Consider the following 12,038-nt stretch of genomic DNA (forward strand, 5'->3'; position numbering starts at 1 on the left):
GTAATACGAACTGACAATGGGCCACAGTTCGTGAGTCACCTATTCGGAGACATGTGTGAAAGCTGGGAGGTCACTCACGAACGCATTCCACCAAGAACGCGGGATCTGAATGCTTTTATTGAATCATTCCACAGCTCTTTAGAACGAGATGTTTTCAAGAAAGAAGAGTTCGCAACGTTCGAAGAGGCTTACGCAGCTGTAGACCGATACATGGACTTCTACAACAACCGAAGAATGCACACAAGCCTTCGAAAAATGCCACCGGTTAAGTTTTCAGAGTGGGTAATGAGTTTAAGTGACCGGTCAAAATTCTTCTGGCCGAGAAAGAACGCGAAATAAAGATCATAACTACGTCATGAATCGATTTTATACGGAAGACTCCGGAATTAGGGGGTCGCACCGTACAGAGCGCGGCTGGTGTGAATTCAGCGAAATAAGCGGGAAAAACCCGCTTGCAGAGCGCGGCTGAGACGACTCCGGCGAAATAAGCGGGAAAAACCCGCTTTCAGAGCGCGACTGAGGCGAGCGCGTGTTCGTACGTGAGTGCCCGATCCGCGGATTATTCCGGCGATCGTTTCGTTTGACATAGCGTGCCTGCATCGTATACACTGTTTTCATTATCTATATCGTCTCTGTGAAAGAGAAGGACGTCGAACAAACGTACGCGCAGCGAGCCGGGGATCGTGCAAGCCCGGAGGTTACGGATCGACGAATGGCGCTCTGGAGAGACATGGCGAGCAATCGCGACAATCAAGGCGGGTTTCCGGGCTCGTCGGCTGCTGCCGGCGTCGCAAGCGCGAAACCAAGTAGGGTGGAACCGCGGGAAACGATCGACTCCCGTCCCTATGTCTGCTTTCAGCAGGCGTGGGACAGGAGTTTTTTATGTTGTTCGGAAAACACTCGGATTCGTCAACGAAAAAAGGAGCGAGATGGCAATGAACTTCCAGCAAATGACGCTTACGCTTCAGCAGTTCTGGGCGGAGCAAAACTGCATCGTCGTGCAGCCATATGACACGGAGAAAGGCGCAGGCACGATGAATCCGATGACATTCCTTCGGGCAATCGGTCCGGAACCGTGGAACGTCGCGTACGTGGAGCCTTCCAGAAGACCGGCAGACGGCCGGTATGGGGAAAACCCGAACCGACTGTACCAACATCACCAGTTTCAAGTGATTATGAAGCCTTCACCTGACAACATCCAGGAGCTTTATTTGGAAAGCTTGAGGAAACTCGGCATCGAACCGCTTGACCACGATATTCGATTCGTCGAGGACAACTGGGAATCGCCAACGCTGGGCGCATGGGGGCTCGGATGGGAAGTATGGCTCGATGGCATGGAAGTGACGCAGTTTACGTACTTCCAGCAAGTTGGTGGCATTGATTGTCATCCGGTAGCGGTAGAAATCACATATGGGATGGAGCGTCTCGCCTCCTATATTCAAGATAAGGAAAACGTGTTTGATCTGGAGTGGGTTGAAGGCGTCAATTACGGCGATGTGTTCAAACATCCGGAATATGAGCATTCCAAATATACGTTCGAAGTATCGGATGTTGCGATGCTGTTCCAATTATTCTCGACATATGAAGGCGAAGCCAAGCGCGCAATGGAAGCGGACCTCGTGTTCCCAGCTTACGATTACGTTCTCAAATGCTCGCATACGTTTAATTTGCTCGATGCTCGGGGGGCTATCAGCGTAACGGAACGTACAGGCTACATTACACGCGTTCGCAATTTGGCGCGTCAGGTTGGGGCGACGTTCTTGCAAGAGCGCGAACGTCTTGGTTTCCCACTGCTGAAGAAAGGGGCGGCGAACATTGGCTAAAGATTTATTGCTGGAGATCGGTCTGGAGGAAGTTCCGGCCCGCTTCGTGCGGGCGGCGATGGAGCAATTGAAGGAGAAGACGGAGAAGTGGCTGTCGGACAGCCGCATCGCATACGAAGAAGTGAAAGCATACGCAACGCCGCGCAGGTTGGCGGTGCTTGTTTCGCAGATCGCCGACAAACAAGAAGACGTAAGCGAAGAAGTCAAAGGCCCGTCTCGTAAAATCGCGTATGACGAGAACGGCGAGTTGAGCAAGCCGGCGCTCGGTTTTGCGCGCAGTCAAGGGGTAGATCCCGCATCGCTGTTCATCCGCGAAGTCGCGAACGTCGAATATTTGTTTGCGAATAAAAGCAGCATCGGCGTCGAGACGGCCAGCCTGCTTTCCGAAGCTTTGCCAGCGCTAGTCACATCGCTGACGTTCCCCAAAAATATGAGATGGGGCGGTTACGAGCTGCGATATGTTCGGCCGATTCGCTGGCTCGTTGCGCTCCACGGTTCCGAAGTCGTGCCGTTCGAGATCACTGGGGTGAAGAGCGGAGACATCACTCGCGGCCACCGCTTTTTAGGCGGAGAGACGGCGATCGCCGAACCTTCCGAATACGTTGCTAAATTACGCGGGCAGCATGTTATTGCGGACGTGGCGGAACGGGAGCAGGCGATTGTTGCAGGCATAGAACAGATGGCTGGCGAAAGAGGCTGGCATATCGCGGTGAAAGACGATCTCCTTGAGGAAGTGCTTTTCCTCGTAGAGACGCCAACCGTGCTGTCCGGTTCGTTCGACCCGTCGTTCTTGAATATTCCGCAGGAAGTGCTCATTACTTCGATGCGCGAGCATCAACGCTATTTCCCGGTGCTGGATGGCGAAGGCAAGCTGCTGCCGCATTTCGTAACGGTACGCAACGGCGATGCGAGATCTTTGGACGTCGTCTCTCGGGGTAACGAGAAAGTGCTTCGTGCCCGTTTGTCCGACGCGAAGTTTTTCTATGAGGAAGACAAAAAACTCGTCATCGCGGACGCGTTGGCGAAGCTTGAAAATATCGTTTATCACGAAGAACTCGGCTCGGTTGCGGATAAAGTCCGTCGCGTCCGCGCCGTTGCGGAACGCATCGCCCGCCATCTGCGCGTAGACGAACAGACGCTGGCGGACGTTATGCGTACTGCCGACATTTGCAAATTCGACCTTGTGTCGCAGATGGTCTACGAATTCCCCGAACTGCAAGGCATCATGGGCGAAGATTATGCCCGCAAAGCCGGCGAGCGGGAAGCCGTCGCCAAAGCGATCAACGAGCATTATTCACCGCGCAATGCGGGCGACCGTCCAGCGGCCTCTCTCGTTGGCGCGATCGTCGGCATCGCCGACAAGCTTGATACGATCGCGGGCTGCTTCTCGATCGGCATTATTCCGACCGGGTCGCAAGATCCTTATGCGCTTCGTCGCCAAGCGGCGGGTATCGTGAATACACTTCTTTCTCATGAACTGGAGATTACGCTGGACGAATTGTTCGCGATCGGACTCGAGGCCCATGTGGCGCGCGGTTTGAAACGCGAAGCGTTCGACGTCTCGAAAGACATGAACGAATTTTTCTCCCTGCGAATGAAGAACGTGTTGTCCGATCTGTCGATTCGTTACGATGTCATCGATGCAATTCTCGGGGCAGGCGTCAAAGATGTCCGCCGTGCCGTATTGCGCGCTCAGGCGTTACAAGCGGTGCAAGACGGGGAAGGCAAAGCGGAATTCCGCCCTGCGGTCGAAGCGTTTAACCGGGTGTGCAACCTGGCGGCCAAGGCGGATGCCAAACAGGTGGATGCGAACTTGTTCGCCGATCCGGCTGAGATAGCGTTGTACGAAGCCTGGCAGAAAGCGCACGGTGAAATCGTCGGATCCGCGGCGAAGGCGGACATGGCGGGCGCGCTGACTTCCTTGTCTTCGCTTCGGGAATCCGTAACCGCCTTCTTCGAGGCGGTCATGGTGATGGCCGAAGACGAAGCGCTTCGTCGTAACCGGCTGGCGATTCTGGCGCTTGTCGCAGACGACGTCAAGCTGTTCGCGGACTTCTCCAAGTTGACAGGCTGAACGAAGAGGCTGAGAAAGGGGCGAACCGAAATGACCCAATCTAGCGTTACCGTATACGTCGTTTCCGATTCTGCGGGCGATACGGGGGAATTGGCCGTGCGGGCTGCCGCCGCCCAATTCCATCCGCTCACCATTCACATTCGCCGGGCCGCTTTCATGCAGACGAAGGAAGGGATCGATACCGTTCTTTCCGCCGCGAAGGCGGACAGAAGTATCGTCCTGTATACGCTTGTCATTCCTTTCCTGCGGGATTATATGGTTGAGCGGGCGCAAGCGGAAGAGGTAACGGCGATCGACTTGCTCGGATCGTTGATCGATAATTTGGAGAAAACGCTCGGCCATCCTTCCCGGCACGAGCCAGGGCTGAACCACGTGCTGAATGCCGATTATTTTCGCAAAATGGAAGCGGTCGAATTCGCCGTACGTTATGACGACGCAAGGGATGTGACCGGCATCGCGAAGGCGGATATCGTTCTTGTCGGCGTGTCAAGGACATCCAAGACGCCGTTGTCGATGGTGCTCGCCCACAAAACGTTCAAAGTCGCGAACGTGCCGCTCGTTCCGGAGCTGGTGCCGCCGAAAGAGCTGTACCTCGTTCCCCCGGAGAAGGTCGTCGGGCTGACCATCAACCCGGAGTCGCTTAACGCGATCCGCAAAGAGCGGCTGAAAGCCCTCGGATTGCCGGACTCCGCGCCTTACGCGACAAATGAACGGATACTGAAAGAACTGGAGCATGCGAAAGCGGTCATGGACAAAATCGGCTGTATTGTCATAGACGTATCCAACAAGGCGGTCGAAGAAACAGCGAGTATGATCATCGAGCATTTCCAGCGAACGTAAGCGACCGGTCGGAGAAGAGAACCCGCGAGGTTCTCTTCTTGTTTTCCGAATGGCCGGTGTATGGAATAAGGAAGAATGAAATCGTCGAAGCTATGGGCACAGAGAACGAATTGCTCTAAAAAAAATAGGTCGAATGTCCGATAACAACAATAATGAACATCTGTTGCGGCAATATGTGAGCAAATTTTGAACGTTTGTCGAACGCTGGAGATCATTTCTGCTTTTTCGACGTAAATAACATTACGTTTAAAACGCGAAACGCCCGCCATTCAAGGGTTTGGGTAGTCGTCGCGCAGTGTGCATCCGAACAGCTTTCGAATACCGTCCGGCAGAAAATTTGCGAAGCGAATGCAGGATTTCCGCTCCCGTTAGCGTATATAATATTACGGCAAACTTTGGGTGGATCGCGGGTGATGTCGATGGTTGTGCCACGTCTTCGGGTCGTGGTTGATGGCGACGCTTGTCCGGTTAAGGCGGAAATTGCAAGAACGGTGAGAGAATGCGGCGTTACCGCGCTGCTCGTGTCCAGTCACGCCCACTTCCTGCAATCGGAGCCTTCCGTCGACGTCGTGACTGTCGATGCCAGCGATCAGGCCGCGGATTTATACATCGCGAATGTGCTGAAAAGCAGCGATATTCTCGTGACAGGAGACTATGGGCTGGCGGCGCTTGGACTCGCAAGAGGAGCGGCGGTGCTTACGCACAGAGGAAAGGAAATTCGGGAGGGCGATATCGAGGGCTTGCTCGAACAACGTCATTTTTCGGCGCGAATGCGCCGGGGAGGTATGCGTACGAAGGGGCCTCGAGCGTTCACTGCGGAAGATCGCGAGAAGTTTCAACAAAAACTGACAAGATTGCTGAGGGGGATGCAGGAGAATTCCGACCTTTAGCGAAATGTATGAGGTGCGCGTAAACGGACTGTGCTGGCGATGCCGCATAAATCCGTGTGCAAGGAAATCAGGTGAGAAGCATGAATAACGGAATGATCCCACAATCGGTCATCGACGAGGTGCTGAGGCGGCACGATATCGGGGAAACCGTAGGCAAATACGTTCATTTGACGAAACAGGGGAAGTATTTGAAGGGTTTGTGCCCTTTCCATTCCGAGAAGACGCCTTCTTTCACCGTAACCCCGGAAAAGCAAATCTATCATTGCTACGGTTGCGGTAAAGGCGGCAATGTCATCAAGTTCGTCATGGAGATGGAAGGAGAATCGTTTCCCGAGGCAGTCAAGTCGCTGGCCGAGGAAGCGGGCCTCCCCGTCACTTGGTCGGCCGTGCCGGACGAGTCGTCGCCGCGGCAGAAAGAAAAGCATGCGCTTCTCGAGGCGCACACGTACAGCGCGAAGCTGTATCATTACTTGCTTCAGAACATGGAAGTGGCGAAGCCGGCGAAAGCTTACTTAAATTCGCGGGGGTTCACCGATGCTTTGATCGAGGAATTCGGTATCGGATACGCCCCGGCAAGATGGGATACGCTGACCCAGGCGCTCGAACGCAAAGGCTATTCTCTCGCAGAGATGGAAACGGGCGGACTATTGTCCCGTAGGCAGGAAGGCGAAGGTTATGTCGATCGCTTCCGAGACCGAATTATGTTCCCGATCCACGACGCGAACGGACGCGAGATTGCGTTCGGGGGAAGGCTGATGACCGACGGGCAGCCCAAATATTTGAACTCTCCGGAGACGCCGCTTTTTAACAAAAGCCGTACGCTTTACAGACTCGGACAAGCCCGTCCCGCGATTCGGCGAATGAGGCAAGTCGTGCTCCTTGAAGGTTATGTTGACGTCATCAAAGCTTGGTCGGCCGGTGTTCACCAAGGTGTCGCGACGATGGGGACGGCGCTTACGGGCGAACACGCGGCACTGCTGAAACGGTTCGCCGATGAGGCGGTGATCTGCTACGACGGAGACGACGCGGGACAAGCGGCCGCGCACAAGAGCATTCCGATTTTGGAAGAGGCGGGCTTTAGGGTTAGAGTCGGAATTTTGCCGAATCGAATGGACCCGGATGAGTACATTACGTCCTATGGGCCGGAGCCGTTCGTCAGGGAGATTATCGAAGGCGCTGTATCCGCGATCAAATTTCAGCTTATATATTTAAGGAAATCCCATATACTCCTAGAGGAAGATGGAAGGATTAGGTATTTGCGCGAAGCGGTTCGCCTCGTTGCAAGACGCGATTCTCCGACGGAACGGGAGTTGCTGCTGAAAGAGCTCGCTCAAGAGTTCGGCGTTTCGATCGATACGCTAAAGCAAGAGGCAGCGGATATTAGGCAGCAGGAGAAATTGGGAAACTCAGGGGATATTCCGTCTGGAACGTGGAATAATGTATGGAATGAAAAAATATCCGCGCCCAAAAACCCGCCGCTAGTTACGGCCAACGTCAACGCGGAACGACAGTTGCTTTCCTGGATGATGCAGAACAAGGAAACGGCGCTGCTCGTGGAACAGAAGCTCGGAGATCGGTTTCATGTCGAGGATCACGCAGCTTTGGCTGCTTATTTATATGCATTTTACGCCCAGAACCATGATCCTGATGTCGGAAGGTTCGTCGCGACCCTGCAGGACGACCGCCTGGAACGCGCGGCTAGCGCCATCGCATTGATAGATATCCCGTATGGCGAGCGGGAACTGGAAGATTGCATCAGAACGATCGGTCGTGCTTCTCTGGCGAGGGAAGTTGAAAGGCTGACCGAAGAGTTGAATCGTGCTCAAAAAGAAGGCGATTACGCTCGGGCAACGCAAATGGGTTTAGAGATTATCGCCCTGGAAAAGCAGCGCAAACTTTATTAGGCGCCGCGTTCAGGGAGGAGGGAGTCGGTTATGGCTAACGATCAACACACCGGACTTGAAACGGAACTGACGCTTGAACAGGTCAAAGCGCAGCTCATCGAACAAGGTAAGAAAAAATCTTCTTTGACCTATAAAGATATTATGGAGAAGCTGTCGCCCTTCGATCAGGATCCCGAGCAGATTGACGAGTTCTTCGAACAACTGGCGGATATCGGCATCGAAGTGTCCAACGATCACGACGAGTTGGGCAGACACGGCAGCGGGGAAGAGGAAGAGCGCGACGAGTTTAATTTCGACGACGATCTGAGCTTGCCGCCGGGCATCAAGATCAACGATCCCGTACGGATGTACTTGAAGGAAATCGGACGGGTGCCGCTGCTTGGCGCGGATGACGAGGTTGAACTGGCGAAGAAAATCGAGATCGGCGGACCGGACGGCGAAGAAGCGAAAAAAAGGCTGGCGGAAGCCAACCTTCGCCTTGTCGTCAGTATCGCGAAACGTTATGTCGGACGCGGCATGCTGTTCCTGGATTTGATCCAGGAAGGCAATATGGGTCTGCTGAAAGCCGTCGAGAAATTCGATCACGACAAAGGCTTCAAATTCAGTACGTACGCAACATGGTGGATTCGCCAAGCGATTACGCGGGCAATCGCGGACCAAGCGAGAACGATTCGTATTCCCGTCCACATGGTCGAAACGATCAACAAGCTCATTCGCGTATCCCGCCAACTGCTGCAAGAGCTCGGAAGAGAGCCGGCGCCGGAGGAAATCGCGGAACAGATGGAGCTTAGCGTAGATAAAGTCCGCGAGATAATGAAAATCGCTCAAGAGCCGGTTTCGCTCGAAACGCCGATCGGTGAAGAAGACGATTCCCATCTGGGCGACTTCATTGAAGATCAAGAGGCGCTGGCTCCGGCGGACGCCGCAGCTTACGAACTTCTGAAAGAACAGCTCGAAGACGTGTTGGACACGCTGACGGAGCGCGAGGAGAACGTTCTCCGGTTGCGTTTTGGACTCGACGACGGCCGTACGCGCACGCTTGAAGAAGTGGGTAAAGTATTCGGAGTGACACGCGAACGGATTCGTCAGATCGAAGCGAAGGCGCTTCGCAAGCTTCGCCATCCGAGTCGCAGCAAACGCTTGAAAGATTTCTTGGAATAAGCCGAAACCATATGGCGCTATCGAGACCTTTACCGTTACGGTTGAAGGTCTTTTTCTTCAAATGGCGCGAGGAGGCATTGCCGGCATGGCGGAAGCGAACGAACAGAAACGCGAGATGATCGTCAAGGAAATCGAGTCCTGGCGGCGTAACAAGCTGCTGCCGGAGCAATATTGCGACTTCCTGCAAAATATTTATTTGGATGATCTGAACGAACGTCCGCTCGGACCGATCGGGAACGCGGTAAAAAAAATCGGGCAAGCTTCGGGCAAGTTATGGCTTCTTTCTTTTGGAAGTTTTGCCTTGATTTGTGTTGTTGTTCTTCATTTTAGCGCGTTTCACCCGCTATTGCAAATAGGATTGGCAGTCGCGGCGGCAGCGGCTCTAACTGTCATCGGCGCCCGTTCGCGCGAGGTGTCGCCGATGCGTGCCTGGCTGTCGATGGGGGCGGGGATGGTGCTTCTGATCGGCGTTGGCTATGCCATCGTCGGGATTAACGGCTGGCGTTCAGATTCGGGAACCGAGTGGTTGCTCGGGTGTTGCGCGTTCATCTGGCTCGCATGCGGACTTGCGCTTAGATCAACGTTACTGCAGGGCGGCGGCTGGCTTGCGGCAATCGTACTTTACGCTTTGCTTCTAGCGAGACATGTATCCGACCCGGGCATTGCTGAAGTACAACTGTTCTGGCTGCCTGCCGCTCTTCTATTTGCCTGGCTGAGTTGGTTTCTACATGTCAGAGTCAAGTCCGCCGGAGCGGTGCTGTTTGCAACCGCGCTTGTATTATGGTTCATGCCGGAAGTGTATTCGGCTTTGTACGGCATCGGAGAGAATTGGATTCAGGCGGAGATCGTCGTGAAAATACTCGTGGCAGGTCTCTGCATGTTCCGTTTAAGAAAACAATGGATGGAATGGGTTGCTTAACATGAACGAGATGGATACAAATGCAGCGGTGCGCAAGGAACCGCCGAAGTTGTCCCGCAGGCTAGCAGCGCTGGCAGAATGGGTGCCTCAAGGCGCCAGATTCGCCGACATCGGCACGGATCACGCGCTTCTGCCGGTCTACTTAGCAACAAATGGGGATATCGTCTATGCGGTCGCGGGAGACATTCACGACGGCCCTGTCGAAGCGGCGAGAAAACAAGTGGCTGACGCGGGGCTTGACGGTATCGTCGTCGTGCGCAAAGGCGACGGACTTGAAGTGCTTGAACCTGGCGAAGTGGACGCGGTGACAATTGCCGGAATGGGCGGCAGTTTGATGGCTCGGATTCTCGAGCAAGGTAAAAACAAGCTGGGTGCGGCGAAGACGCTTGTGCTGTCTCCACATGTGGCCGAAGAGGCCGTTAGACGCTGGCTGGTCAAGATGAGTTATGTGCTTGACCGGGAACGGTTGCTGGAGGAGGAAGGAGTCATCTATACGCTTCTTCGCGCGACCAAAGTTGAAGATGCGAATGCGGCTGCCTTGGCCAACAAGCGTCTGTACGACGCCGGTAAACAAGCTTCCGGAAACGTCCAATTATCCGATTCTTTGCTCTATGATATGGGACCTCATCTTCTTCAGGAAGCATCCCCGATTTTTCTTAAGAAATGGGAGCAGGAAATCGCCAAACGAGAAAGAGTGATTTTACAGCTGAAGCACGCAACCGCCCCCGAAGCTGCAGAGAAGGCGCGGGAATGGGAAGAGGACGTGCGGGAAATTCAGGAGGTGCTCTCATGTTTGCGCGAGGCGAAACAATCGTCCAATTGATGGAGCGTCTCGCTCCGAAACATTACGCGGTGCCGGACGATAAGATCGGACTGCAGGTTGGCTCCGTATCAAAGGAAGTGCGCAAAGTGCTCGTCACGCTGGACGTGACGCAAGCGGTCGTAGAAGAAGCGAAGGCGCTCGGTGCCGAGTTGATCATCGCGCACCATGCCGTCATTTTCCGACCACTTGCCCATCTGCGAACGGATACGCCATCCGGGGCGCTTACTGCGAATCTGATCAAAAATGATATTGCAGTGTATATCTCCCATACGAACCTGGATTCGGCAGACGGCGGCTTGAACGACTGGATGGCGGAAGCACTCGAGTTGAACGGTCGGGACGTGCTTGAAGAAGTACACACGGATCAATTGTATAAACTAGCCGTATTCGTGCCCGAATCCCATCACGAAGCAGTTAAAAACGCTCTGTTTAATGCTGGGGCGGGCTGGATTGGCAATTACAGTCATTGTAGCTTTAATGTCGAAGGAACCGGTACGTTTCTACCGAGAGAAGGAAGCGATCCATTCATCGGCAAGCAAGGCGCGTTGACCGAGACGAAAGAGATCCGAATCGAGACGATCGTGCCGCTCAGCGTGAGGAAAAAGGCGATTGCCGCGATGTTGAAGGCGCATCCTTATGAAGAGGTTGCATACGACTTGTATGCGATGGACTTGAAGGGACGTTCGTTCGGCTTGGGACGGGTAGGCAAACTGTCCGAACCGGAGACGCTGGACGAATTCGCGGAACGAGTCAAAAAAGCGTTTGATGTGCCGTTCGTCCGCGTGGTCGGAGACGGAGAGAAAAAAATTCGCAAAGTTGCGGTGCTGGGCGGTTCGGGAGCCAAGTATGTGCGTCATGCGATTTTCGCCGGGGCGGACGTGCTCGTGACGGGAGACATCGACTTCCATACGGCCCAAGACGCGCTGGCGGCGGGAATGTCGATCGTCGACCCAGGTCATCACGCCGAAAAAATCATGAGACCGCACGTTGCGAAGTGGCTGGCTGAGCAGTTGGCTCGCCAAAGTTACAAAACGGAAGTTATCGCATCTGCAGTGGATACGGAACCTTTTCGGTTAAAATAACCAGCGTCTCCAACGGGCTCCGTTTGCCAGCGTGACAAAATCGAGTTATACTAGTCGTTGCTAACCGGAAGTTTGACAGACAATCGCTGGCGGCTTCGCGCCGCGAGAGGAAAGTCCGGGCTCCGCAGGGCAGGATGCTGGATAACGTCCAGTCGACGCGAGTCGAAGGATAGGGCCACAGAAATGGACCGCCGATGGCTGCTCCCCGAAAGGGAAGTCAGATCAGGCAAGGGTGGAACCGTGGTGTAAGAGACCACGAGGGGCACTGGCGACTTTGTCCCTGGTAAACCCCATTCGGAGCAAGACCTAGGAGAACGCAGGCAGCGATGCCAGCCCTTGCCCGGGGTGCGTTCGGGTTGGTCGCTTGAGCCCGGCAGCAATGCCGAGCCTAGAAAGATGATTGTCGCTTCCATACGTGGGAGGGTGCAAGCCCGTTATGACCACCGGAAGCACAGAACCCGGCTTACGGCAAACTTCCCGGTTAACAAATAAGTGTTAGCGACAAAACGCTTCCTACCGTCA

The 12,038-nt window shown here is 54.3% G+C and carries 10 protein-coding genes and 1 other RNA gene; all 11 read left to right on the plus strand.

The annotated features are described in order from the left end of the window. Positions 1-339 (plus strand): integrase core domain-containing protein (locus ACFPOF_RS09740; RefSeq protein ID WP_378131982.1); only part of this gene is annotated, 339 nt, incomplete at its 5' end. Positions 340-935: 596 nt separating this feature from the next. After that, positions 936-1,823, plus strand: coding sequence for a glycine--tRNA ligase subunit alpha (gene glyQ, locus ACFPOF_RS09745; protein WP_378131984.1), 888 nt, complete (start codon positions 936-938; stop codon positions 1,821-1,823). Then, positions 1,816-3,897 (plus strand): glycine--tRNA ligase subunit beta, encoded by a 2,082-nt coding sequence (gene glyS / locus ACFPOF_RS09750; RefSeq protein WP_378131985.1) that lies wholly within the window; start codon positions 1,816-1,818, stop codon positions 3,895-3,897. Before glyQ ends, glyS begins: the two co-directional genes overlap by 8 nt. Before the next feature lie 30 nt (positions 3,898-3,927). Further along, a complete protein-coding gene (locus tag ACFPOF_RS09755) occupies positions 3,928-4,737 on the plus strand; it encodes a pyruvate, water dikinase regulatory protein (RefSeq protein WP_378131987.1) in 810 nt (269 codons plus the stop codon). Between the two features lie 419 nt (positions 4,738-5,156). Next, the gene (locus ACFPOF_RS09760) at positions 5,157-5,627 is read left to right on the plus strand and encodes a YaiI/YqxD family protein (protein ID WP_378132312.1); all 471 of its coding nucleotides are present in this window, start codon (positions 5,157-5,159) and stop codon (positions 5,625-5,627) included. An 80-nt stretch (positions 5,628-5,707) separates the two neighbouring features. Next, on the plus strand, positions 5,708-7,531 hold the full coding sequence (gene dnaG / locus ACFPOF_RS09765) for a DNA primase (RefSeq protein WP_378131989.1): 1,824 nt from the start codon (positions 5,708-5,710) through the stop codon (positions 7,529-7,531). A gap of 30 nt (positions 7,532-7,561) precedes the next feature. Continuing rightward, positions 7,562-8,692 (plus strand): RNA polymerase sigma factor RpoD, encoded by a 1,131-nt coding sequence (rpoD, locus tag ACFPOF_RS09770; protein ID WP_378131991.1) that lies wholly within the window; start codon positions 7,562-7,564, stop codon positions 8,690-8,692. An 85-nt stretch (positions 8,693-8,777) separates the two neighbouring features. Beyond that, complete coding sequence (locus ACFPOF_RS09775; protein ID WP_378131993.1) at positions 8,778-9,611, plus strand: hypothetical protein; 834 nt, start codon at positions 8,778-8,780, stop codon at positions 9,609-9,611. A 1-nt stretch (position 9,612) separates the two neighbouring features. Next, positions 9,613-10,434: a tRNA (adenine(22)-N(1))-methyltransferase gene (locus tag ACFPOF_RS09780; RefSeq protein WP_378131995.1), complete on the plus strand. Its 822-nt coding sequence runs from the start codon at positions 9,613-9,615 to the stop codon at positions 10,432-10,434. Continuing rightward, complete coding sequence (locus tag ACFPOF_RS09785; protein WP_378131997.1) at positions 10,401-11,516, plus strand: Nif3-like dinuclear metal center hexameric protein; 1,116 nt, start codon at positions 10,401-10,403, stop codon at positions 11,514-11,516. The genes ACFPOF_RS09780 and ACFPOF_RS09785 overlap by 34 nt, the downstream gene beginning before the upstream one ends. A 67-nt stretch (positions 11,517-11,583) precedes the next feature. Then, an RNA gene (gene rnpB, locus ACFPOF_RS09790) (RNase P RNA component class A) lies at positions 11,584-11,997 on the plus strand. The last annotated feature ends 41 nt before the right edge of the window (positions 11,998-12,038 follow it).

Source organism: Cohnella soli, assembly GCF_042655525.1.
GTDB classification, from domain to species: Bacteria; Bacillota; Bacilli; order Paenibacillales; family Paenibacillaceae; genus Cohnella; species Cohnella soli.